The following is a 24786-nucleotide window of genomic DNA, read 5'->3' as shown; positions in this document are numbered from 1 at the left end:
CACGACCCAGAACAGCACCGTAACCGCTATGGCTCCCCCAGGGGGCCTCGGATCAGTGAACGTCCCCCTTCGCGGCGTTCGCCCCCGGCCTGCCGGTCCGGCGCACGGCGAAGGCCGTGGTGTCGTCGTCCAGGTGACCTCCGCTGTGCCGGAGCGTCCCGTCCCGTACGACGACCGCCAGCCGGGCCGGTTCGGCGGCGCGCGCGTCCCGCGCGACCGCCCGCGCCACGTCCTCGGCGAGCGGGTAGAACGTCCCGTCGGCGTCGCGCGCCTCGGTCACTCCGTCGGTGACCACCAGCAGCGTCTCGTCGGCGGCCAGCGGCAGCCGGTACACGCGCACCGGTGCGGGATCCAGCTCGCGCAGGCCCAGTGGGAGTCCGCCGGTCACCGGCAGCGGCCGTACGCCACCGGGGCCGACGACCAGCGGCGGTTCATGACCGAAGACCACGGCCTCCACCGTCCCGAAACCCGCTGGACCACAACCCGCCGCGCCCGGCCGGTCCGACGGGAAGCCCAGCAGCACGGCGGTGGCGAAACGGTCGCCCTCGGCCCGGTCGAGGGCCGCAGTGTAGTTCCGGTGCCGCAGCATCCGCTCCTCCAGGCGGGCGGCCACGTCCGCCAGTTCCGGCTCGTGGTAGCCCGCCTCACGGAACGTGCCGAGCAGCGCCGCCGCCGTCTCCACCGCGCCCAGCCCTTTGCCCTGCACGTCCCCGACCAGGACCCGGGTGCCGTTCGGGCCCGGCTGGATGTCGTAGAAGTCGCCGCCGACCCGGGCACCGGCGTCCGCGGCCAGGTACACGCCGGCGTGCTCCAGACCGCCCCAGGACGTCGGCAGGGGGCGCAGCACCGTCCGGCGGACCGTGTCGGCGACGTCCCGCATGTGCAGCGCGCGCCGTTCGCCGCGCACCCGGACCGCGCACGCCAGCGTCGCCAGGACCCCGCCGACGGCGACGAGGATGAAGTCGGGCAGCCCTGTCTGGAACTGGCGCGGCCAGGCGTTGTCCGCGATCGTGAACGTGATGATCGAGAGCACCCCGAACACGGCCGTGCCCCACACCCCGCAGATCGCGGCCGCGATGCCCGGGACCAGCACGATCCAGGAGACGATCCGGAACTCGCCGGTGGTGTGGTAGTCGACCACGGCGATGGCGACCAGCAGCAGAAACGGCGGAACCCACGCGACACTGCGCCCGCGCACATGCAGCATCTCGTGCCGGTGCATGACGTCGCGGCGGCCGGCCCGGGGGTACCGCCGGTCGAGCGGGCCGAGTCCGCTGCTGCCCTGGCGCACCGCCCCAGCGAAACACGCGGGCGCACGGCCCGCATCCGTTCGGTACGGCATGCGGGGCGGGCCGGGGAAAGGAAGTGGGACGAGGCGGGATGGGGGGACGAGACGTGACAAGTCGCGGCGATACGGGACAAGGCATGGCGAGACGGGACGCGGGGACGCGGGGACGCGGGGACGCGGGGACGCGGGGACGCGGGGACGCGGGGACGCGGGGACGCGGGGACGCGGGGACGCGGGGACGCGGGGACGCGGGGACGCGGGGACGCGGGGACGCGGGGACGCGGGGACGCGGGGACGCGGGGACGCGGGGACGCGGGGACGCGGGGAGAAATCCAACGTACGTCCGAGCGGCCGAGTTGCCGGGCGACCCGCGCAGGTGTGCGCTGGAGGCGGGGGCGAGGAGAGAGGAGTTACTCATGGCTCATGCGGCACCCAGACCCCGGATCGCATCCAGGCGGCCGGGCGGCATCCGCGTCTTCGGCGAGCGGGCCCATGCCCGGGCCAAGCTGGCGGTGCCCGTCGCCATCGGGCTCGTCTACGGCTACTGGGCGGCGGCCAACCGGCGCGAGGGCGGTCCCCTCACCGGCTGGAACATTCTGTTCGGCCTCCTCACCGCGCTGGCGTTCGCCGTCCTGTGCATGGCCCTGCTGAGCGTCGCGCCGAGGCTGCGGCGCGAGGAGCACGCCGTGCTGTGGGGCGCGTTCTGCGGCGCAGCGGTCGGCTTCCTGGTCAACCAGGCCGATACGAGCGTGCTGCGGTCGGCGGCGCTGGGCCTGGCCGTTGCGGCGGGCGTCTTCGCCTTCCTGTTCTACCGGTACTACACGCACGAGGACGCGCAGGGGCGCCCCATCGAATGACGCGACCGCCCCTTTGGCCCGACGGGCGACTCTTCTGCTCAATTCGGCGAGCGATCACGTGCCGTGCTTTCAGGGCTCGGCCGCGCCCGGCCTGCCTGCATCTGCGACGCGCTCTGAAGGCCGTATCGGCACGGCGTCATCACGCCGGGTAATCGCGCAGCAGAGTCACGGGCGCAGGGCGGGCATCCGGGGTCCTCCGGGTGGCCCCGGTAGTCCGGATGCCCGCCCTGCGTTCGCGTGTGCGTCGCCCCGCGCCTTGCCTGAGGGGGTGCCGCCCCACGCCGTACCACCCCGACCGCCGGAACCGCCCGTGCCGTCCCGCCGCGAGGGAGCGCTCACGCGCCTGCGCAACGCCCTGTCGGCGACGCTCGTCGTCCTGGCGTGCCTGCTCGTGCCCTGCGGCGCGCTCGCGGCCTGGGCGGTGCACTCGGTGGCCGACACCGGACGGTACGTCGGCGCCGTGGCACCGCTGTCCGCCGACCCCGCCGTGCGCGACGCGGTCGCCGACACCGTGGGGGACGGGGCCGTGCGGGAGCTGGACGCGAGGCCGACGCGCGACCTGGCCCGGCCGTTCGTACGGGACGCGGTCCGCTCGTTCACCCGCACCGAGGCGTTCGACACCGCGTGGGAGGCGGCGAACCGGGCCGTGCACGACGCGGTCCTGCGTGCCCTGCGCGACGGCCGGGCGGCCCCCGGCCCGGTCACCGTCGACCTCGCGCCCGTCACCGCCGAGGTGAAGCGGCGGCTCGTCGCCGACCGCATGCCGTTCGCCGACCGCATCCCGGTCGAACACACCCGGGTCGCGGTGGTGCCGGCGACGGAGGTGGCCGGGCTCCGGGCGGGGTACCGGCTGATGGACGCCGCCGCCTTCTGGCTGCCCCTCGCGGCCGTCGTCCTGGCCGTCGCCGGGATCGCCGTCGCCGTCCGCCGTCGTCGGACGCTCGCCGCGACCGGGCTCGGCATCGCCCTGGGCGGCGGCCTGCTCGCCGTCGCCGTCGTGGTCGGCCGCCGGCTCACCCTGGCCGACGTGCCCGAACCGGTCCACCGCCCCGCCGCAGGCGTGGTCTACGACACCCTCACCGCCACGCTGCGCACCACGTCCTGGACGCTGCTCGCCCTGGGCCTGACGGTGGCACTCGCCTGCCTGCTGACCGGACTCCATGGGCGCGGGCCCACCTCGGTACGGCGTGGACGGACAGGGCGTTCGCGGACCCACCGGGCAAAGGCCCGGACCGGCGCCGAGGCACCGTCACCGGCGTCACCGTCGTCACCGGCCTGTGACGAGGCGGGGAACGGACCGCCGCAACCTCCCGCCGTCGACCCTCGTCTTTGAGGGAGGATCTGACTCTGCTGCTCAATTCGAGGGATGGTCACGCACCGCATCCGAGAGGGGCCGGACCGCCTCCTCGCGAGGCCCGTTCCACGCGCCCCGTCGAGGGGCCGGCGTCACTCTCCGCAATTGAGCAACAGAGTCGGATCTTCACGGACCGATCCACCACGAGCGGAAGGCCGGACGTTGGACACTGCGACTGTCGGAACGGCCGAGTGGGCGGGCACCGGGGAAGAGCCCGGCCGCCGTAGCGCGAAGCGGCGGTTCGGCAGCTGGTCGGCGGCGCTGCTCTTCACCGGGGTGAGCGTGGTCGTCGGCTGCCGGGCCGTCGGCACCGACGCGGTCACCCCCGTGCCCCAGCTGCTCGCGTTCCTGCCCTGGCTCCTCGCACCGACCGCCCTCGGGCTGCTGTTCACCCTGCTCGCCCGGCGGTGGACCGGCGCGGTGTGGGGCGTCGTCCTGCTCGGGCTGCTGGCCTGGTTCATCGAGCCGTACGGGAGGGCCGCCGCGCCCGTCGGGCCGCCCGTCGCCGAGTTCCGGGTGATGACGTCCAACGTGGAGTTCGGCCGGGCCACCGACGGACTGGTCGACGCGGTGCGCCGGCTGAAGCCGGACGTGGTGTTCGTTCAGGAGTGCGAGTACACCTGCGAGGCGCGGCTGCGTCGGGACCTGACGTCGGACCATCCGCACCGCCGGGCCGTGGAGGGCGGCGGCTCCGAGGGCTCCGTCATCCTCAGCCGCTTCCCGCTCAAGGGCACCGACGGCGTCCCCGGCAGCAGCATGGGCATGCCGGGAGCCGTCGCCGACATCGACGGGCACGCCGTACGGCTCCAGCTCGCCCACCCCATGCCGCCGATCCCCGGCCAGGTGGACGTCTGGGAGCGGGAGCTCGGCCGGCTGCGCGACGTCGTCACCGCCGACCCTACGGCCCCCGTGGTGCTCGCCGGGGACTTCAACGCCTCCCAGGACCACGCTGCCTTCCGGCGCCTCCTCGACTCCGGACTCAGCGACGCCGCGCGGCTGGGGGGCGCCCACCGGGTCCCGACCTGGCCGGCCGGGACCGCGCCGAGGTTCGGCGCCCAGATCGACCATGTACTGGTGTCCCCGCAGTTCGCCGCGGACCGGCCCCGCTTCCTCGACCTTCCCGACACCGACCACCGCACCCTGGTCGTCGACCTCGCACTGCACCATGACGGCTGACCGCGCCGCACCGTCCTGCCGCCCCGGACACGGCGGACGGGGCGCGGCCTCCCCGCAGGGAGCCGCACCCCGTCCGTGACCTGTTCCGCAACCGATCCCGTCATCGACGACGAACCCGGAACCGGTTGTCCGGACCCGTCTCCCCGACGGGTGACGAACGGATGACGTCAGACGCCGATGTCCCGGCCGTCCTTGCGCCACACGGCGACCACGGCGGGCCGGGGGTACGTGCCGGGGCCGTCGGGCCAGGTGCTGCCCGGGTTCTCCGCCGACGCGCCGTCCACCTCGCCCGGGTGCTGCACGGCGACGAGCACCCGCCGGTCCTGGACGACCGGGCCACAGGTCTCCGCGCCCCTGGGCACGGTGAGGAACTGCTTCAGCTCACCGCGGCGGTCACCGCGCGTGGCGACGCCGAAGAGTCCGTCGTGCGAGCCGAGGGCGGCGCCGTCGGTGGAGATCCACAGGTTGCCGTGGTCGTCGAAGGCGACGTTGTCCGGGCAGGAGATCGGGCTCACGGAGTCCTTCGGGAAGCCCGCGAAGTACGTCGCCGGGTCCTGCGGGTCGCCCGCGACCAGGAACAGCGACCAGGCGAACCGGGTGCTCTCCGGCCGGTTCCAGCGTTCGGTCAGCTCGAGGACGTGGCCGTGCTTGTTGGCGTTGCGCGGGTTGGCCTCGTCCGCCCTGGGGTTCGAGCCGACACCGCGGTTGGTGTTGTTGGTCAGCGCGACGTAGACCTTGCCGGTGACCGGGTTGGGCTCGACGTCCTCGGGGCGGTCCATCTTGGTGGCGCCCACCGTGTCGCCGGCGATGCGCGTGAAGACGAAGACCTCCTCGGCGGTCATGCCGTCGATGTGCGAGACGGCACCCTTGGCGGTGGCGGTGGCCAGGGGGATCCACTGGCCGCTGCCGTCGAACTCGCCGTCCTTCGGGAGCTTGCCGGTGCCGTCGATCTCGATGGCGGGCGAGTCACCGGTGATCCTGGCGACGTAGAGCGTGCCCTCGTCGAGCAGCGTGAGGTTGTGCTCGCGCGCGGCGCGGCTGTTGCCGTGCTTCATCCGCTTGCTGCCGACGAACTTGTAGAGGTAGTCGAACCGCTCGTCGTCACCGGAGTACACGACCGGACGGCCGTCGTGCGTCAGGCGTACGGTCGCGCCCTCGTGCTTGAAGCGGCCGAGCGCGGTGCGCTTGCGCGGGACGGAGTCCGGGTCGTAGGGGTCGAGTTCGACGACGTAGCCGAACCGGTGCGCCTCGTTGGGCTCCTGGGCGAGGTCGAACCGCTTGTCGAACCGCTCCCACTTGCGCCCGGTGGCGCCGGTGCCGATGCCGTACCGCTTGTCGGTCGCGCCGCTGCCGTTGGCGAAGTACTGGTTGAAGTTCTCCTCACCGTGCAGGGTCGTGCCCCACGGGGTGGTGCCGCCGGCGCAGTTGTTGAGGGTGCCGAGCACCTTGCGGCCGCTCGGGTCGGCGGAGGTCTTCACCAGGTCGGACCCGGCGACGGGGCCGGTCAGCCGGAACTCGGAGGTGGCGGTGAGCCGCCGGTTGAGGTGGTGCCGGGTGACGGGCGTGAGCTTGCCGCTCCTGCGGTCCTCCTCGACGACGACGACACCCAGACCGTGCGCGGCCCAGCCGATCTCCACCTGCTCACGGGTGGGGTTGTCGGAGTCGTAACCGCGGAACATCAGGACCTCGTCGCTGTACTCGTGGTTGGCCACGAGCAGCTGCCGGTCACGCTCGCCCTTGAGGGGGAGCAGCGCGAGGAAGTCGACGTTGTACCCGAACTGCCCGGCCTGCGCCTCGGCCGTCTGGTTCTCCGGGTCGAAGGCGGGCGCGCCGCGCAGGATGGGCTCACCCCAGCGGATGACGACGTTCTGGCCGTAGCCCTCCGGCACGGTGACTGCGTCGGCGGTGTTGGGCGCGACGGGCGTGAACCGCAGACCGCGGGCACCCTTCGGCTTCTGGTTCCCGTGACTGTTTCCGTTCCCGTGTCCCCCCTTGCCGGCGGCGGGGGCCGCCTGGGCCTCGGGGGCACCGGCGAGGTTGACCGCGCCGGCGCCGGCCGCGACGACCGTGACAGCGGCGGCGGCCCGCATCATCGACCGGCGGCTGAGGGCGTCGGAGATGACGTCACCGACGTATTCGTTGGTGCTGGTGTTGGGCACCTCGTGGAAGCAGGCGTCACCACACCGGAAACGACAGGTCAGGGCGGACCGGCCGCCAGGGTGCGAACGGGACGGCGTCCCGATCAACGGAAGCAGCTTGCGCACGTGTTCTCTCCTTGGATACGCGGGGTGTCAGCGTGACCGTAGGAGTACATATGTGCGGCAGCCGGGCGCCAGGGTGAACGGAAAGTGAACCTGCGGCAGAACAAACGGGGTTGCCGATATCGCTGCATGATCATCCACAGGGCCGAATGGCGCCCTTGACACCCTGCCCAAGATCACCCACAAGGGCCGCTAACCTTACGTGTCCGTCCTGGCCAGGGATCCACGGGCTACAACTCACGCGAAGGGTTGCGCACATGGGCATTCTCACTCTCCTGCGGAACGCGTTCGGCCGGTCACGCAAAGCGAGCACGACGGAGGCAGAGGGTGCGGCGCCGGTCGCCGAAACGGACGGCGTGGAACAATCCGCCCGTCCGGACGCCGCGACCGCGGCCACCCCGACGCCGCCCGAACCGACCGACGAGTCCACGGCGGCCGAGGCTTCGGCCCCGCGACTCCCGTCCCCCTCCCCCGAACCGACGCCGGAGGCCACCACGGCCTCCGTCCCGGAACCCCGCAGCGACGAACACGACCTCGTCTCAGCGGCCTTCAACGACGTCACGCCCCCCACCCCCACCTCCCCCACCCCGGAAGCGGAGCCGACCCCCGAGCCCGCAGCCGAAAAGCCCGAGGCAGAGCCGAAGGCAGCAACGCCCTCCGAGGCCCCGCAGCCAGAGATCAAACCCACCAACGAGGCCGAAGCCGACCCCGAGCCCGACGCCAAGACGGAAGCCGGCCCCGACCCCAAGCCGGAACCCACACCCGAGCCGACGTCCGAATCGGTGCCCCAGGCCGCCCCCGAGCCCAAGCCGACGCCCAAGCCGACGCCCAAGCCGACGCCGGAGGCGCAGCCGCAGCCCACGGTCGCCGACGGCGACACCAAGCCCGGCCCCAAGCCCGAACCCAAGCCGGAACCCACACCCGAGCCGACGTCCGAATCGGTGCCCCAGGCCGCCCCCGAGCCCAAGCCGACGCCCAAGCCGACGCCGGAGGCGCAGCCGCAGCCCGCGGTCGCCGACGGCGACACCAAGCCCGGCCCCAAGCCGGAACCCACACCCGAGCCGACGTCCGAATCGGTGCCCCAGGCCGCCCCCGAGCCCAAGCCGACGCCCAAGCCGACGCCGGAGGCGCAGCCGCAGCCCACGGTCGCCGACGGCGACACCAAGCCCGGCCCCAAGCCCGAACCCAAGCCGGAACCCACACCCGAGCCGACGTCCGAATCGGTGCCCCAGGCCGCCCCCGAGCCCAAGCCGACGCCGGAGGCACAGCCGCAGCCCGCGGTCGCCGACGGCGAGGACACCCCGCAGGGGCCACCCGCACCCGACAACGAGACCCGCACGGGTGGTCCGGGTGGGAACACCACCGAGGCCGAAGGCGAAGCCGAGGCCGAGGTTCCCCCCACCGCGCCGGAGGCGATCCGCACCGCCTACGAAGCAGCCGCCGCAGCCCTCGCGGAGCACAACCTCACCGGCACCCGCGCCCGCGTCTACCTCGTCCTCGACCGCTCCGCGTCGATGCGCCCGTACTACAAGGACGGCTCCGCGCAGGCCCTCGCCGAGCAGACCCTCGCTCTCGCCGCTCACCTCGACGCGGATCCCGAGTCCGCCACGGTCAAGGTCGTCTTCTTCTCCACCGAGGTCGACGGGACCGGCGAGCTGACCCTCGCCGACCACGAGAACAAGATCGACACCCTGCACGCGTCTCTCGGCCGTATGGGCCGGACCAGTTACCACGCGGCGGTGGCCGAGGTCCTCGCCCTGCACGACAAGGCGGCACCGGGCGCGCCCGCCCTGGTGGTGTTCCAGACGGACGGTGCCCCCGACGCGAAGACCCCCGCGACCCAGTCCCTCACGGAGGCCGCGAAGACCCACCCCTCCGTCTTCTTCTCGTTCGTCGCCTTCGGCGACCCGGAGAGCAAGGCGTTCGACTACCTCCGCAAGCTGAAGGCGCCGAACACGGCCCACTTCCTCGCCGGCGAGTCCCCGCTGGAACTCACCGACAAGGAGCTCTACAAGGCAGTGCTGAAGTCCTGGCGCCCGTAACCACGGCTCCGCTCCACAGCTGGACCCACCGCTGCAACCCGTGGCTGCGGCCCACAGCCGCAACCGCCCCCGGGCATCCCACGCCGCCCGCTTCTCATCCCATAAAACGAGAAGCGAGCGGCGTACCCGTGTCGGCTACGATTTGAAGGTTCCGTACGTTTCAACCCGGGAGCAGCCTCCGATGGCTCGACACCTCATCACCAGCGCCCTTCCGTACATCAACGGGATCAAGCACCTGGGCAACATGGTGGGGTCCATGCTCCCGGCGGACGTCTACTCCCGTTACCTGCGCCGGCGCGGCCACGACGTCCTGTACATCTGCGCGACGGACGAGCACGGCACCCCGGCCGAGCTGGCCGCGAAGGAGCAGGGCCTGCCCGTCGACGTGTTCTGCGCGCAGGCGCACGACGCGCAGAAGGCGGTCTACGACGGCTTCGCCCTCGCCTTCGACCACTTCGGCCGCAGTTCCTCGCAGCAGAACGTGGAGATCACGCAGCACTTCGCCCGCCGCCTCCGGGAGAACGGGTTCATCGAGGAGCGCGCGATCCGCCAGGTCTACAGCCCGGCCGACGGCCGCTTCCTCCCGGACCGCTACGTGGAGGGCACCTGCCCGCACTGCGGTTACGACAAGGCACGCGGCGACCAGTGCGAGAACTGCACCCGCGTGCTGGACCCGACCGACCTGATCGACCCGCGGTCGGCGATCTCCGGCTCCACGGAGCTGGAGGTCCGCGAGACCAAGCACCTCTTCCTCCTCCAGTCGAAGCTCCAGCACGAGGTCGAGGAGTGGGTGGCCCGGCACGAGGAGGAGTGGCCGCAGCTGGCCGCGTCCATCGCGCGCAAGTGGCTGACCGAGGGCCTGCACGACCGTGCGATCACCCGCGACCTGGACTGGGGTGTCCCCGTGCCGGCCGACACCTGGCCAGAGCTGGCGGCCGAGGGCAAGGTCTTCTACGTCTGGTTCGACGCCCCGATCGAGTACATCGCCGCGACGAAGGAGTGGGCGGACTCCGCGCCCGACGGTGAGACGCGCGACTGGAAGTCGTGGTGGTACGAGGCGGACGACACCGTGCGCTACACGGAGTTCATGGCGAAGGACAACGTCCCGTTCCACACGGTGATGTTCCCGGCCACGCAGCTGGGTGTCCGCGAGCCGTGGAAGAAGGTCGACTACGTCAAGGCCTTCAACTGGCTGACGTACTACGGCGGCAAGTTCTCCACCTCGCAGAAGCGCGGTGTCTTCACCGACCAGGCGCTGGACATCCTCCCGGCCGACTACTGGCGGTACTTCCTGATCGCCAACGCGCCGGAGTCGGACGACGCGTCGTTCACCTGGGAGCACTTCACCGCCACGGTGAACAAGGATCTGGCCGACACCCTGGGCAACTTCGTCAACCGCGTCCTGTCCTTCTCGAAGAAGCGCTTCGGCGAGGAGGTCCCGGCGGGCGGCGAGCCCGGCGAGGCCGAGAGCAGGCTCGGGGAGGAGATCACGTCGCTCCTCGCGGAGTACGAGTCCCAGATGGAGGCGCTGCAGTTCCGCAAGGCGGCGGCCGCGCTGCGCGCCCTGTGGTCCGCGGGCAACTCCTACCTGGAGGAGAAGGCCCCCTGGCTGGAGATCAAGACCGACCAGGACGCCGCCGCCCTCACGCTGCGTACGGCGATGAACCTGATCCGCCTGTACGCGGTGGTGTCGGAGCCGTTCATCCCGTCGACGTCGGCGGCGATGCGCCAGGTCTTCACCCTGCCCGGTGACACCGCGACCTGGGCCGGCACCGAGGAGACCCGCACGCTCGCCTCGGTCCCCGCCGGCACCCCCTTCACCGTCCCGCCGGTCCTGTTCGCCAAGCTGACGGACGACGACCTGGAGGCGTACAAGGAGCGCTTCGGCGGCGAGCCGCAGCCCGCGTAACGACCCCGCACCATCGACGTCAGGGCCCGGGAACAGAGGTTCCCGGGCCCTGACGCGTTCGATAGCGTCTCGGGGAGATCACTTCACGCAGGGGGAGCATCCATGGCACTGTTCGGCAACGCGCACAGCATCGACCCGTCGCAGGCGCAGCAGGAGTACGCCCGCCTCCTGGGCCACGGCGAGCAGGTGCACGCCGCCTACCTGCTGATCCGCGACACCATCCTCTTCACCGACCGCCGGCTGATCATGATCGACAAGCAGGGCATCACCGGCAAGAAGACCGAGTACCACTCCATCCCGTACCGCAGCATCACCCACTTCGCCGTCGAGACGGCCGGCACCTTCGACCTCGACGCCGAACTCAAGATCTGGATCTCCGGCACGCCCACCCCGGTGCAGAAGACCTTCACCAAGGGCGTCGACATCTACGAGGTCCAGGCCATCCTCACCCAGTTCGTGGCCCGCTGACCCATACTGAGCCCGACGGCCGAAGACATCTTCGCGAACGAGTAGTCACGGCTGACGGAGGGACCTCCCTGCTCCATCGGCCGGGGATGCGCGTCAACGGACTGCCCGACGGGAAGGACCCCTCGCCATCCGAAGAAAGTGCGTCTCCGGCACGCGGATACCTGGAGGTACGACTATGACCGGTGGCATCTGGCGCGAGCGCGGGCGCGCGCTCCTTCGAGACGACCCGGCCGGGGCCAAGCGCGCCGCGCGTCTCCTTGATGAGTTGGGCACCGGGGACCGGGAGGACGACGAGGAGATCGAGGCGGGCCATCACGCGAGCTGCTGGCGGCGGCACAGGAGTACGCCCCGGACGTCCGGCTCGACGAGGAGCCGCGGCTCCGGCTGACCGGACCGAACGCCGACGGCAGCGCTCTCCCCTTCCAACGGGGTGACGCGTCGCCTGATGAAGGCGGCTGATCGGGTTCCGCACGGAAGTCCGTACCCGCTGCCGGTGACCGCCCCTCGTCAGGCATCGTGACCCAGCGACCTCTCGCCGGCCCGGATTCCGAGCCCGGCCCCGCCTCGGGTGGGTCGGTGCTGTCCACGCCCACCCCGCAGCAGCTGCGCGACCGGCTCGCCGAGCTGGTCGCGCACGACCTCCGGGGACCCACCGGGGACAAGCCGGGGCACCTGACGCGAGCCCGGTGAAAAGGCCCGGCCACAAAGGGCCCGGAAGCGCCGAACGCTTCCGGGCCCTTCGCTGCTGCGCGGGTTACTTCGCCTGCGGCTTGCGTACCGAGAGGTGCAGTTCCTTCAGGCGGGCCTCGTCCAGCTCGGTCGGGGCGCCCATCATCAGGTCCTGGGCGTTGCCGTTGAGCGGGAAGGCGATGGTCTCGCGGATGTTGGGCTCGTCGGCGAGGAGCATGACGATGCGGTCGACACCGGGCGCGATGCCGCCGTGCGGCGGGGCGCCGAAGCGGAACGCGCGGAGCATGCCGGCGAACTTCTCCTCGACCGTCTCACGGTCGTAGCCCGCGATCTCGAAGGCCTTGATCATGATGTCCGGCTCGTGGTTCCGGATCGCGCCGGAGGACAGCTCGACGCCGTTGCACACGATGTCGTACTGCCAGCCCAGGATGTCCAGCGGGTCCTGGGTCTCCAGGGCCTCCAGGCCGCCCTGCGGCATCGAGAACGGGTTGTGGGAGAAGTCGATCGCGCCGGTGTCCGGGTCCTTCTCGTACATCGGGAAGTCGACGATCCAGCAGAAGCGGAAGACGTCCTCCTCGAACTGCCCGGCCCGCTTGGCGGCCTCGACGCGGACCGCGCCCATGATCTTCGAGACCTCGTCGAACTCGCCCGCGCCGAAGAACACCGCGTGGCCGGGGGCCAGCGAGAGCCGCTTGGTCAGCTCGGCGACGTTCTCCTCGGTGAGGAACTTCGCGATCGGGCCGGTCAGCGAGCCGTCCTCGGCCACCCGCACCCACGCCAGGCCCTTCGCGCCCTGCGCGACCGCGTAGTCACCGAGCTGGTCGAAGAACTTGCGCGGCTGGCCGGAGACGTCCGGCACCGGCAGCGCGCGCACGTGCTTGCCGGCGAACGCCTTGAACTCCGAGCCCTCGAAGACGTCGGTGATGTCGACGAGCTCCGGCTTGGCGCGCAGGTCCGGCTTGTCGGAGCCGTACTTCAGCATCGCCTCGCGGAACGGGATCCGCGGGAACGGGGACGTCACATGGCGACCGTTGCCGAACTCCTCGAACAGCTCGGTCATCAGCTTCTCGATCGGCTGGAAGACGTCCTCCTGCTCGACGAAGCTCATCTCCACGTCGAGCTGGTAGAACTCGCCCGGCGAGCGGTCCGCGCGGGCGTCCTCGTCGCGGAAGCAGGGCGCGATCTGAAAGTAGCGGTCGAAGCCGGAGACCATCAGCAGCTGCTTGAACTGCTGCGGAGCCTGCGGCAGCGCGTAGAACCTGCCCGCGTTGAGACGCGACGGGACGACGAAGTCGCGGGCGCCCTCGGGGGAGGTGGCGCTGAGGATCGGCGTCGCCATCTCGTTGAAGCCCAGCGCCGTCATCTTGTGACGGATGGCCGAGATCACCGACGTCCGCAGCAGGATGTTGCGGTGCATGCGCTCGCGGCGCAGGTCCAGGAAGCGGTACTCCAGGCGCCGCTCCTCGTTGACCCCGTCCTCGGCGTTGATCGTGAAGGGGAGCGGGGCCGCCGCGCCCAGCACCTCGACCTCGCCGACCTCGACCTCGACCTCGCCGGTCGGCAGCTCGGGGTTGACGTTCTCCGCGCCGCGGGAGACGACCTTGCCGTCGATCCGGACGACGGTCTCCTTGGAGAGCCGGTCCAGGGCCTCGTAGGCGGGCGTACCGGGACGGGCCACGAGCTGCGTGATGCCGTAGTGATCGCGCAGATCGATGAAGAGGATGCCGCCCAGGTCGCGCCGATTGTGCAGCCAGCCGCTCAACCGGACGTCGGTGCCGACGTCAGAGGCGCGGAGCTCGCCGCAGGTGTGGGACCTGTACCGATGCATCGTCGTTCATCCAGCCTTCGCGGATCGGGGTCTTGGTGTCGGGGTCGTTGTTTCACGTGAAACTCCCTCAAGCCTACCGGCCGGTCCAAGATCGCCGCCCCAGGCTTATCGGCCGGCCCCGCGGGCACCGCCGGTGGCACCTTCATCCCAGGTCTTCATAAAGTGGGGCAATGCGCACTGGTGAGCCCCTGCCTTCCATGAGGGACGTCCTCGCCCTCGTCGAGACCGGAAGATGGCACTGGGACACGGCAGCCGGGCTGGTGACGGTCGACGAGGTCTCGGCACGGCTCCTGGAGTTGCCCGCCGAGCAGGTCACCCTCACGGAGGCCCAGGTGCGGGCACGACTCCACCCGGTCGACTGGAACGAGATCACCGGCGTGGTCCAGCTCGCCGTCGCCGAAGGCACCCTTGCCGAGGTGCGCATCCGGATCATGGACGACCAGGGGCGGGTCGTACGGGTGGTACGCAGCCGCTCCAAGCCGACCTTCGACCCCCTGCGCAAGGCGTACCTGCTCACAGGCACCCTTCAGGAGGTCACCGATCCGGCACCCGGTACCCCCGCCGACCGCAGCGCGGTCACCGGCGACTGGCGCCGGTCCCGGGAGGCGTTCCTGCTGGACGCGGGCAGGGCGCTGGCCGAGGCGCGCTCGACCCAGGAGGTACTGCGGGTCGCGGCGAACCTCTCGATGCCGGGCTTCTCACCGGCCGGACTCGCGGTGTACGGCGTGACGGGCGACCAGCTCACCGTCGTCGGCCACCACGGACCGGAGCCCGGCTCCGAAGGCCCGTACTCCATGCCCCTGGACACGGCCTTCCCTGCCGCCGAGGTGGCCCGGACGGGCCGCGCGATCTATGTATCCAGCCCACAGCAGTACCGGGCCCGCTACCCCCTCACCTGGCCGCTGGCCGAACGCTTCGACCACCAGTCCTGGGCCTTCCTGCCGCTGACGGCGTCCGGCCGCACGATGGGCACCTGGATGGCGGTCTTCGCTCACCCGGTCGCCTTCACCCCCGACGAGCGGTCGGTGCTGACCACCGTGGCGCGGATGCTGGCCCAGGCGCTGACCCGAGCGGGCACCGCCGAGAGCGAGCGGGCCCTCACCAACGACCTGCAGCGCTCGATGCTGCCCAGGCTCGGCCCGCAGCGCATCCCGGGGATGAGCGTCGCCGCCCGGTACGTCCCCACCGGCGGCGGCCTCCAGGTCGGCGGCGACTGGTACGACGTGATCACGCTGCCGAACGAACGGTTCGCCCTGGTCATCGGGGATGTGCAGGGCCACGATGTACGGGCCGCCGGACTCATGGGCCAGCTGCGCATAGCCCTGCGGGCGTACGCCTCCGAGGGACACCGGCCCGACGCCGTGCTCTCCCGCGCCTCCCGCTTCCTGTACGGGATCAACGAGGCGGACCCTGCCGATCCGCGCTACGCGACATGCCTGTACGTCGAGGTGGACCCCACCGGCGGGGTGCTGGACATCGCCCGCGCGGGACACCACGATCCCGCGGTCCGCATGCCCGACGCGACCGTGCTGACCCGGCAGACGGCGGGCGGGGTCCCCCTGGGCATCACTCCGGACGCCGACTACCCCACCACCCGCATGGTCCTGGAGCCCGGCGAAACCATGCTGGTCTGCACGGACGGCCTGATCGAGACCGGCGGCCACGACCTGGACACCGGCTGGCGGCGGCTGCGCACCGTCCTCGAACGCCACCGGGGCAGCTTGGAGGAACTGGCCGACGCCCTGGTGCAGGCGGTCCACGGCCCCTCCTCGCACCACACCACCGGCCCCCTGACCGACCGCCGCGAGGACGACATCGCGCTGCTGCTGCTCACCCGGCAGGCCGAGGGCCTCGGCGCCGGTCCGGGCACGGTACGGCGGGCGCTGCGCCGCACCATGCTGACGGTGGAGCAGTCCGAGCCGGAACGGGTCGCGGAGGCCCGGCAGCACCTGCGCGAGCTGCTGCACGACTGGTGCTCGCCGGACCAGGTCGACTCGGCGGTCCTGCTCCTGTCGGAGGTACTCACCAACGTCCTCGTGCACACCGACACCGACGCACTCCTCCAAGCCGAGGTCGTCGGCGGGCCCGAAGGACGCCGGATGCACATCGAGGTCACCGACGGAGGCGCCGACCTCCCGCACATCCGCGCACCGGGCGAGCTGGCGTCCTCCGGTCGCGGCCTGCTCCTGATCGAACTCCTGGCCCACTCCTGGGGCGTCGCCCCGCGCGGCCAGGGCAAGAGCATCTGGTTCGAACTGGATGAATCGGACAACCCGCCGGACGGGACCGACGAGACCGCCGCCTCGGCGCCCCACCAGGACCGCAAGCCCCACGAGGACCGCACCGCCCCGTGAAAGCCCTCACCGTCACCGTCCGCCGCCGCGGCAGCCGCAGGAGCGCCCACCGAGCAGGGCGGGCAGTACGGGAAGCACCGTCGCCCGTAACGGTACGCAGAGCCGGGAACGGCCGGTGGCCCCGCCCGGGACCGGACGGGGCCACCACACACCAGGCGGGTCAGGACTCCTGCGGTCCCGATGCCGACATGCCGTGCACGGCCGGAACGGTGCCCAGGCGGCCCTTCTGGAAGTCGTCGAAGGCCTGCTGGAGCTCCTCGCGGGTGTTCATCACGAACGGACCGTAGTGGGCCATCGGCTCGCGGATCGGGAGGCCGCCGAGCAGGACGACGTCCAGGTCCGGCGTGTTCGAGTCCTGCCTCTCGTCCGCGCGGACGGTCAGTGAGCCACCGGCGCCGAAGACGGCCGTCTGCCCCATGTGGACCGGACGGCGGTCGGTGCCGACCGTGCCGCGGCCGGCCATCACGTAGGCGAGGCCGTTGAAGGCCTCGCGCCAGGGCAGGGTGATCTCGGCGCCCGGTGCCAGTGTCGCGTGGATCATCGTGATCGGCGTGTGCGTGATGCCGGGGCCCTCGTGACCGTCCAGCTCACCGGCGATGACGCGAAGGAGCGCGCCGCCGTCGGGGGAGGTGAGCAGTTGGACGCTGCCGCTGCGGATGTCCTGGTAGCGCGGCGCCGTCATCTTGTCCTTGGCCGGCAGGTTCACCCACAGCTGGAGGCCGTGGAACAGCCCGCCGGACACGACCAGGTGCTCCGGCGGCGCCTCGATGTGCAGCAAACCCGCGCCCGCCGTCATCCACTGGGTGTCGCCGTTGGTGATGGTGCCGCCGCCGCCCTGGCTGTCCTGGTGGTCGAAGATGCCGTCGACGATGTAGGTGACGGTCTCGAAGCCGCGGTGCGGATGCCAAGGGGTCCCTTTGGGCTCTCCTGGCGCGTAGTCCACCTCACCCATCTGGTCCATCATGATGAACGGGTCGAGATGGCGGTAGTTGATCCCGGCGAACGCCCGGCGCACCGGGAAGCCCTCGCCCTCGAAACCGCTCGGCGCGGTGGTGACGGTGAGCACGGGGCGTACCGCGGCGTCGGCCGGAGCGGCCACACGGGGGAGCGTCAGCAGGTCCTCGACGGTCACTGCAGGCATGTCGGTGCCTCTCTCGTACGGTCATTTTAGTTTAACATTGAACTTCCTGTCACTCCCAACAGAGAAAGCCCGGAAGGCATTCCCTCCGGACTCGGCGGGTTCCTCGACGGGCGGCGACCACCCGCCCGCCACGCGACGTCCAGAACCCCAAGATCTTCACGAGTCTTCCAGACCGGGCAGGGGGCCGAGACCCGAATCCCCCGTCCGCAGCCTCCCGAGGCAGAACACCTAGCCGTACATGCGCCGCATCGCGAACTCGACCATCTGCTCCACGGCCTTCGCGTCGAACACCATCCGGTGCTCGCCCTCCATGTCCAGCACGAAGCCGTAGCCGGTCGGCAGCAGGTCGATCACCTCGGCGCCGGTGATCACGAAGTACTTGGACTCCTTGCCCGCGTACCGCCGCAGCTCCTTCAGCGAGGTGAACATCGGGATCACCGGCTGCTGGGTGCTGTGCAGGGCGAGGAAGCCCGGGTTGTCGCCGCGCGGGCAGTACACCTTGGACGTCGCGAAGACCTGCTGGAAGTCCTCGGCGGTCACCTGGCCCGTGGTGAAGGCGCGCACCGCGTCCGCGAGCGACGGTGCGGACGGCTCCGGATACAGCGGCTGCTGCTGTTGCTGCTGCCCATAGCCGCCCGGCATCTGCTGCTGCGGCGGGGCATACCCCTGCTGTGCCCCTACGTTCTGGTCGTAGCCGTACATGCGCGCAAGCGTACCGAGAGCGCCGCGGGGCCGGGCGGAGTACGGGCGGGTAGGGACGGACGGGGGAGAACAGAGGCGGAACCGCGGATCTCGTCACACATGACCGGATCGGGCTTGCTTCTTATTACTGACGGGTAGCATCATCGTAGCTACTTGTTGGTATGCAAACCTGTGCGAGGAACCAAGTGCCTCGCCGTTCTCTCTACGGACCGGGAGCCGTCACCATGGGGCACTACAAGTCCAATCTCCGCGACATCGAGTTCAACCTGTTCGAGGTACTCGGGCGCGACAAGCTGTACGGCACCGGACCGTTCGAAGAGATGGATGTCGACACCGCGAAGAGCGTCCTCGACGAGCTGACCCGCCTCGCGGAGAACGAGCTGGCCGAGTCCTTCGCCGACGCCGACCGCAACCCGCCGGTCTTCGACCCGGAGACCAGCACCGCACCGGTTCCCGCGTCCTTCAAGAAGAGCTACCAGGCCTTCATGGACTCCGAGTACTGGCGTCTGGGCCTGCCCGAGGCCATCGGCGGCACGACGACTCCCCCATCGCTGATCTGGGCGTACGCCGAGCTGATCCTGGGCGCCAACCCGGCCGTGTGGATGTACTCCTCCGGCCCCGCCTTCGCCGGAATCCTGTACGACGAGGGCAACGACGCGCAGAAGAAGACCGCGCAGATCGCCGTCGAGCGGCAGTGGGGCTCCACCATGGTCCTCACCGAGCCGGACGCCGGCTCGGACGTGGGCGCCGGCCGCACCAGGGCCGTGGAGCAGGAGGACGGCTCCTGGCACATCGAGGGCGTGAAGCGGTTCATCACCTCGGGTGAGCACGACATGTCGGAGAACATCCTCCACTACGTGCTCGCGCGTCCCGAGGGCGCCGGACCCGGCACCAAGGGCCTGTCCCTCTTCCTCGTTCCGAAGTACCTCTTCGACGCCGAGAGCGGCGAGCCGGGCGAGCGCAACGGCGTGTACGCCACGAACGTCGAGCACAAGATGGGCCTGAAGGCGTCCAACACCTGCGAGATGACCTTCGGTGACCGGCACCCCGCCAAGGGCTGGCTGATCGGCGACAAGCACGACGGCATCCGCCAGATGTTCCGCATCATCGAGTTCGCCCGCATGATGGTCGGCACGAAGGCGATCTCCACCCTCTCCACCGGCTACCTCAACGCGCTGGAGTACGCCAAGGAGCGCGTCCAGGGCCCGGACCTCGCGAACTTCATGGACAAGTCCGCCCCCAAGGTCACCGTCACCCACCACCCCGACGTACGCCGCTCGCTGATGACGCAGAAGGCGTACGCGGAGGGCATGCGCGCGCTCGTCCTGCACACCGCCTCGGTGCAGGACACGATCGCGGTCAAGGCGGCGGCCGGCGAGGACACCTCGGCCGAGCACGCGCTCAACGACCTGCTCCTGCCCATCGTCAAGGGCTACGGCTCCGAGAAGGGCTACGAGCAGCTCGCCCAGTCGCTGCAGACCTTCGGCGGCTCGGGCTTCCTGCAGGAGTACCCGATCGAGCAGTACATCCGCGACTCCAAGATCGACACCCTGTACGAGGGCACCACCGCGATCCAGGGCCAGGACTACTTCTTCCGGAAGATCGTCCGCAACCAGGGCGCGGCCCTGAACTCGGTCGCCGAGGACATCAAGCAGTTCCTCGCCCTCGGCACCGGCGGTGAGGAACTGGCGGGCGCCCGCGAGCACCTGTCCAAGGCCACCGTCGAGCTGGAGGCCATCGTCGGCCTGATGCTCACCGACCTCGCGGCCACCGAACAGGACGTCAAGAACATCTACAAGGTGGGTCTGAACACCACCCGCCTGCTGATGGCCTCCGGCGACGTCATCGTCGGCTACCTGCTCCTGCGGGGGGCCGCGGTCGCCGCCGGCAAGCTCCAGACGGCCTCCGGCAAGGACGTCCCCTTCTACACCGGCAAGATCGCCGCGGCGAGGTTCTTCGCGGCCAACGTGCTCCCCGGCGTCACCCTGGCCCGCAAGGTCGCCGAGGGCGTCGAGCTGGACCTGATGGAGCTGGACGAGGCGGCCTTCTAGGACGTCCCCGGACCTCCCGGCACGGGATCGGAGGAGATCCCGTCCGAGATTCCCTCCGAGACCGTCCGGGAACCGTCCGAGCCCGTACGAGGGCCCGCTTCCGCACAGGGAAGCGGGCCCTCGCCCTCGTTAAGGTTGAACCCATGAGCGAACCCCCCCGCTTCGACCGCGGCCACACCGACGACCTGATGACCTTCCTCGCCGCCTCACCCACGCCTTACCACGCGGTGGCGAACGCCGCCGAGCGGCTGGAGAAGGCAGGCTTCCGGCAGGTCGTGGAGACGGACGCCTGGGACGGGACGGCCGGCGGCAGGTACGTACTGCGCGGCGGCGCGATCGTCGCCTGGTACGCGCCCGAGGGCGCGGCCCCCCACACGCCGTTCCGGATCGTCGGCGCCCACACCGACTCCCCCAACCTGCGGGTGAAGCCACGGCCCGACAGCGGGACACAGGGCTGGCGCCAGGTGGCCGTGGAGATCTACGGCGGCCCGCTGCTCAACTCCTGGCTCGACCGCGACCTGGGCCTGGCCGGCCGGCTGTCCCTGCGGGACGGATCGACCCGGCTGGTGAACGTCGACCGTCCGCTGCTGCGTGTCCCGCAGCTCGCCGTCCACCTGGACCGCTCGGTCAACGCCGACGGCCTCAAGCTCGACAAGCAGCGCCACATGCAGCCGGTCTGGGGCCTGGGTGAGGACGTGCGCGACGGCGACCTCATCGCCTTCCTGGAGGACACCGCCGGGGTCCCGTCCGGCGAGGTCACCGGCTGGGACCTGATGGTGCACTCCGTGGAACCGCCGGCGTACCTGGGCCGCGACGAGGAACTGCTGGCCGGCCCGCGCATGGACAACCTGCTGTCCGTGCACGCCGGAACGGCCGCGCTGACGGCGTCCGCCGCGGCCGGGGCGGATCTGCCCCACATCCCCGTCCTCGCCGCCTTCGACCACGAGGAGAACGGCTCCCAGTCCGACACCGGTGCGGACGGACCGCTGCTCGGCGGCGTGCTGGAACGCTCGGTGTTCGCCCGCGGCGGCTCGTACGAGGACCGGGCGCGCGCCTTCGCCGGCACCGTCTGTCTCTCCTCGGACACCGGACACGCCGTCCACCCCAACTACGCGGAGCGGCACGACCCCACGCACCACCCGCGCGTCGACAGCGGCCCGATCCTCAAGGTCAACGTCAACAACCGCTACGCCACGGACGGTTCGGGCCGGTCCGTGTTCGCGGCGGCCTGCGAGGAGGCGGGTGTGCCCTTCCAGTCGTTCGTCTCCAACAACTCCATGCCGTGCGGCACCACCATCGGTCCGATCACCGCGGCCCGGCACGGCATCAGGACCGTCGACATCGGCGTGGCCATCCTGTCGATGCACAGCGCGCGCGAACTGTGCGGAGCGAAGGACCCGTTCCTGCTGGCGAACGCACTGACGGCGTTCTTGAACAGCTAGAGCGGGCCGACCTCCTGCCGGACGCCCGCCTCCTCCGGCAGGAGGTCAACTCGCCTCCGACGCATGAGTGATGACTGCCCGGGTACCCGGAAGCAACCGGAAGGACCGGGGAAGAGCCGGAAGCACCGGCCAGGAAGGCGGCACTCATGGGACTCGGAGGGTGCATCATCCTGATCGCCGCAGGGGCGATCCTCACCTTCGCGACCGACTGGGACATGCAGGGGGTCAACCTTGACCTGGTCGGCATCATCCTCATGATCGTCGGCCTGATCGGTGTGGCGACCTTCAGCAGCATCGCGCGGCGCAGGCGCATCGTCGTACCGCCCGCCACACCGGTCGTCGACGACACCCGTCCGCGCAGCCGCGACGGTTACAGCGACGGGTACGGGGTCTGACGGGGCGTCGGGCCCGGCCCGGGCCCCGGCAATCGGCCCAGCGGCGGCGTCGGCACACGGGAGAGAGGGCACCCCTGGTGTCACGAGATTCCTCGTACGCGACCGGATCCTCGGGATCGGTGACGACTACTGGATCGAGGACGACCGGGGCAACAAGATCTTCCTCGTCGACGGCAAGGCCATGCGACTGCGGGACACGTTCGAACTGAAGGACGTCCAGGGCCGCGTCCTCATCGACATCCGCAAGAAGATGTTCGCCCTGCGCGACACCATGGTGATCGAGCGGGACGGCGAGGATCTGGCGACGACGAGGATCTGGCGACGATCCGGCGCAAGCGGCTCTCCCTGCCGCGCAACCACTACCGGGTCGCCCTGAGGGACGGCACCGAGCTGGACGTCAGCGGCAAGATCCTCGACCGTGAGTTCGCCGTGGAATACGACGGTGAGCTGCTCGCCGTGGTCTCACGGCGCTGGCGGCACATTCGGGAGACGTACGGCGTCGACGTCGTACGGGACGACGCGGACCCGGCGCTGCTGATCGCGGTGGGAACGGATCGTGAACGTCGTCCCGATCGACGCCACCGACCTCGCGGACTGGGCCGTACGCCTGTACGGCGAGTATCTCCGCCGCCCCGACCTCATCCGGCTGGCCACCTGGGCACGCCCGGAGCGACGCCCGGCCGGCCACCTGGTCGACGACCCCGACCGCCTCGACGACCGCAAACTGCGCGCCGTCGCCGAGGCCCAGGCCGTCGGCCTGGTACGCCACGGAGACCCGTTCGACGTGATGTCCATGGTTGTCGCCATGTCGATGGCGTGGTCACCGGTCAGCAATGTCTACGCGGCGACCGCGCAGGAGCCCCCCGAACTGCACGAGCAGCGTCGCGCCCTGCTCCGTGAGCGTGTTCACCGCGCCATGACGGCCGACGGGTGGCCCTCAGCAGTACCGGGGCGCGGGCTCAGCGGTGCGGGCGGTCCAGGCCGAGGACGCGGTCCTTGAGGGCCGGGAACCGGTCGCGGGTCTTCGCGACCTCTGCCGGGTCGAAGTCGACCGTGAGGACCTGCTCGCCCGGGCCCGCCTCGGCCAGCACCTCTCCCCACGGGTCGACCACGATCGAGTGACCCGCCTGCGGAACTCCGGCGTGGGTCCCGGCCGTTCCGCACGCGAGGACGAACGCCTGGTTCTCCACGGCGCGCGCCTGCGCCAGCAGCGTCCAGTGGGACCGGCGGCGGTCCGGCCAGCCCGCCGGGACGACGAGCGTCTCGGCCCCGGCGTCGACCAGACCGCGGAAGAGTTCGGGGAAGCGGAGGTCGTAGCAGGTCGCCACACCGAGCGTGGTGTGCGGCAGCTCCACCGTCACCAGCGCGTCGCCCGCACTCATCAGCACGGCCTCGCCCTCGTCGAAGCCGAAGCGGTGGATCTTGCGGTAGACGGCGGCCAGGTCGCCGGCGGGGGAGAAGACGAGCGAGGTGTTGTGGAGCGGCCCGTCACCCACCGGGGGAGCGCCGCCGGCGGGGCCCCGCTCCGGGACGGATCCCGCGTGCAGCCATACGCCCGCGTCGCGCGCGGCCGCGGCCATCGCCTCGCGGGTCGGCCCGTCGAGGGCTTCCGCCTCGTGCGCGAAGTCCTCGTAGGCGAACGCGCCGGTCGTCCACAGTTCCGGCAGGACGACGAGGTCGGCTCCGGCCTGCTCCCGCACCAGAGCGGCGACCCTGCGCCGACGGGATTCGACCGATTCACCCTCGTTCACGGCGACTTGGAGCAACGAAGCGCGCACAATACCACCGTCCTGGCATTCGACTCGTCGGCACGGCCTACGATCGTCACACGAAAGCACTGCCGGGGTGCCTCACCGCAGCGTAACTTGGGGGCCCTCCCGGTTCGAGCGTAGCCGAGAACCGGGGGAGTCCCGAGACGCCCGCCGAGTGCAGCCACCACCCACTGGCACCGCCGCCGCAACCGCCCGTGTACCGACCGCCGAGGGGTCCCGTTCCGTGAGTCTGCATCCCACCCTCCAGCCCTACGCCGACGCCTGGAACCACTCCGTCGAGGCGATATCCGAGCTGGTGCAGCCGCTCGTGGAGGCCGACTGGAACCGGCGGACGCCGTGCCCGGGGTGGTCGGTCCGCGATGTGGTCTCCCATGTCATCGGACTGGACACCGAGATGCTGGGCGACCCCCGCCCCATCCACACCCTGCCGCGCGACCTGTTCCACGTCACCAACGACCGGCAGCGCTACGCGGAGATCCAGGTCGACGTGCGCCGCCACCACACGGCACCGGAGATGACCTCCGAGCTGGAGTACGTCGTCATCCGCCGCAGCCGCCAGCTGCGGAACGAGTCGCGTGAGCCGGGCAGAACGGTGCGCGGCCCGCTCGGTTCGGAGCTCACGCTGGAGGAGTCCATGCTCCGGCACGCGTTCGACGTGTGGGTGCACGAGCAGGACCTGCGGACGGCCCTCGGCCGCCCCGGCAACCTCGACTCCCCCGGCGCGCACATCGCCCGCGACGTGCTGCTCGCCGAGCTGCCGCGGGTGGTCGCCGAGAAGGCCCAGGCACCGCGCAGCTCGGCCGTGGTCATCGACGTCCACGGCCCCGTGGAGTTCCTGCGCACCGTCCGCGTCGACATCCAGGGCCGCGGCACGCTGGAGACCGCCCCGGCCCTCGGCCCGGCCGTCACCCTCGTCCTCGACTGGGAGACGTACGTCCGCCTGGCCTGCGGCCGGGTGACGCCGGACGCGATGTCGGGCCGGGTGAAGACGGAGGGCGACCCGGACCTGGCGGCGGCGATCCTGCGCCACTTCGCGGTGACGCCCTAGGTGTACCG

19 protein-coding genes and 2 pseudogenes are annotated in these 24786 nt (G+C 71.1%); 15 read left to right on the top strand and 6 right to left on the bottom strand.

What is annotated here, in order from left to right:
• Positions 1–52: 52 nt before the first annotated feature.
• Complete coding sequence (locus HUV60_RS17445) at positions 53–1291, bottom strand: PP2C family protein-serine/threonine phosphatase (protein WP_443047324.1); 1239 nt, start codon at positions 1289–1291, stop codon at positions 53–55.
• Positions 1292–1704: 413 nt separating this feature from the next.
• Between HUV60_RS17445 and HUV60_RS17440 the strand changes: the two genes are divergently transcribed.
• From HUV60_RS17440 to HUV60_RS17430, 3 genes are all read left to right on the top strand, one after another.
• On the top strand, positions 1705–2145 hold the full coding sequence (locus HUV60_RS17440) for a hypothetical protein (protein WP_257850384.1): 441 nt from the start codon (positions 1705–1707) through the stop codon (positions 2143–2145).
• Positions 2146–2455: 310 nt separating this feature from the next.
• The gene (locus tag HUV60_RS17435) at positions 2456–3478 is read left to right on the top strand and encodes a hypothetical protein (protein WP_331462001.1); all 1023 of its coding nucleotides are present in this window, start codon (positions 2456–2458) and stop codon (positions 3476–3478) included.
• Positions 3479–3661: 183 nt separating this feature from the next.
• A complete protein-coding gene (locus HUV60_RS17430) occupies positions 3662–4675 on the top strand; it encodes an endonuclease/exonuclease/phosphatase family protein (protein ID WP_257850385.1) in 1014 nt (337 codons plus the stop codon).
• Between the two features lie 167 nt (positions 4676–4842).
• Here HUV60_RS17430 and HUV60_RS17425 read toward each other — a convergent pair whose 3' ends face one another.
• Entirely contained in the window at positions 4843–6939 is a 2097-nt protein-coding gene (locus tag HUV60_RS17425) for a PhoX family protein (RefSeq protein WP_257850386.1), read from the bottom strand.
• 254 nt (positions 6940–7193) lie between these two features.
• Between HUV60_RS17425 and HUV60_RS17420 the strand changes: the two genes are divergently transcribed.
• From HUV60_RS17420 to HUV60_RS17400, 5 genes are all read left to right on the top strand, one after another.
• On the top strand, positions 7194–8978 hold the full coding sequence (locus tag HUV60_RS17420; RefSeq protein ID WP_269441199.1) for a VWA domain-containing protein: 1785 nt from the start codon (positions 7194–7196) through the stop codon (positions 8976–8978).
• A gap of 181 nt (positions 8979–9159) precedes the next feature.
• Complete coding sequence (gene metG / locus HUV60_RS17415; protein WP_257850389.1) at positions 9160–10887, top strand: methionine--tRNA ligase; 1728 nt, start codon at positions 9160–9162, stop codon at positions 10885–10887.
• A 102-nt stretch (positions 10888–10989) separates the two neighbouring features.
• Positions 10990–11355, top strand: a complete 366-nt coding sequence (locus HUV60_RS17410) for a PH domain-containing protein (protein WP_257850390.1) — start codon at positions 10990–10992, stop codon at positions 11353–11355.
• A gap of 175 nt (positions 11356–11530) precedes the next feature.
• Complete coding sequence (locus HUV60_RS17405; protein WP_257850391.1) at positions 11531–11743, top strand: hypothetical protein; 213 nt, start codon at positions 11531–11533, stop codon at positions 11741–11743.
• Between the two features lie 128 nt (positions 11744–11871).
• Complete coding sequence (locus tag HUV60_RS17400) at positions 11872–12045, top strand: hypothetical protein (RefSeq protein ID WP_257850393.1); 174 nt, start codon at positions 11872–11874, stop codon at positions 12043–12045.
• 64 nt (positions 12046–12109) lie between these two features.
• On the opposite strand, the gene aspS is transcribed toward HUV60_RS17400, so the two are convergent.
• Positions 12110–13873: an aspartate--tRNA ligase gene (gene aspS, locus HUV60_RS17395; protein WP_257850394.1), complete on the bottom strand. Its 1764-nt coding sequence runs from the start codon at positions 13871–13873 to the stop codon at positions 12110–12112.
• A gap of 170 nt (positions 13874–14043) precedes the next feature.
• Here aspS and HUV60_RS17390 point away from each other — a divergent pair, with 170 nt between their 5' ends.
• Positions 14044–16227 (top strand): ATP-binding SpoIIE family protein phosphatase, encoded by a 2184-nt coding sequence (locus tag HUV60_RS17390; protein WP_257850395.1) that lies wholly within the window; start codon positions 14044–14046, stop codon positions 16225–16227.
• Between the two features lie 160 nt (positions 16228–16387).
• Here HUV60_RS17390 and HUV60_RS17385 read toward each other — a convergent pair whose 3' ends face one another.
• The gene (locus HUV60_RS17385) at positions 16388–17368 is read right to left on the bottom strand and encodes a pirin family protein (RefSeq protein ID WP_257850396.1); all 981 of its coding nucleotides are present in this window, start codon (positions 17366–17368) and stop codon (positions 16388–16390) included.
• 228 nt (positions 17369–17596) lie between these two features.
• The gene (locus HUV60_RS17380; RefSeq protein ID WP_257850397.1) at positions 17597–18070 is read right to left on the bottom strand and encodes an SseB family protein; all 474 of its coding nucleotides are present in this window, start codon (positions 18068–18070) and stop codon (positions 17597–17599) included.
• 224 nt (positions 18071–18294) lie between these two features.
• On the opposite strand from HUV60_RS17380, the gene HUV60_RS17375 reads away from it, so the two are divergent.
• The 5 genes and pseudogenes from HUV60_RS17375 to HUV60_RS17355 all read left to right on the top strand — a co-directional run.
• A complete protein-coding gene (locus HUV60_RS17375) occupies positions 18295–20121 on the top strand; it encodes an acyl-CoA dehydrogenase (protein WP_257851644.1) in 1827 nt (608 codons plus the stop codon).
• A 143-nt stretch (positions 20122–20264) separates the two neighbouring features.
• A complete protein-coding gene (locus HUV60_RS17370) occupies positions 20265–21563 on the top strand; it encodes a M18 family aminopeptidase (RefSeq protein WP_257850398.1) in 1299 nt (432 codons plus the stop codon).
• Positions 21564–21709: 146 nt separating this feature from the next.
• Entirely contained in the window at positions 21710–21958 is a 249-nt protein-coding gene (locus HUV60_RS17365; protein ID WP_257850399.1) for a DUF6458 family protein, read from the top strand.
• 31 nt (positions 21959–21989) lie between these two features.
• Positions 21990–22504: pseudogene (locus HUV60_RS17360) on the top strand (LURP-one-related/scramblase family protein); the annotation flags it as partial.
• A gap of 1 nt (position 22505) precedes the next feature.
• A pseudogene (locus tag HUV60_RS17355) lies at positions 22506–22886 on the top strand (TetR/AcrR family transcriptional regulator); the annotation flags it as partial.
• Positions 22887–22917: 31 nt separating this feature from the next.
• Here the strand turns inward: HUV60_RS17355 and HUV60_RS17350 are convergent.
• Positions 22918–23736 (bottom strand): carbon-nitrogen family hydrolase, encoded by an 819-nt coding sequence (locus tag HUV60_RS17350; protein ID WP_257850400.1) that lies wholly within the window; start codon positions 23734–23736, stop codon positions 22918–22920.
• A gap of 217 nt (positions 23737–23953) precedes the next feature.
• On the opposite strand from HUV60_RS17350, the gene HUV60_RS17345 reads away from it, so the two are divergent.
• Complete coding sequence (locus HUV60_RS17345) at positions 23954–24778, top strand: maleylpyruvate isomerase family mycothiol-dependent enzyme (RefSeq protein ID WP_257850401.1); 825 nt, start codon at positions 23954–23956, stop codon at positions 24776–24778.
• Positions 24779–24786: the final 8 nt, after the last annotated feature.

The sequence above is a fragment of the Streptomyces sp. KMM 9044 genome (assembly GCF_024701375.2).
In the GTDB taxonomy this organism is placed as follows: Bacteria; Actinomycetota; Actinomycetes; order Streptomycetales; family Streptomycetaceae; genus Streptomyces.
Note: the sequence above shows the minus strand (reverse complement) of the source record. Positions and strands in the feature narration are given on the sequence as shown.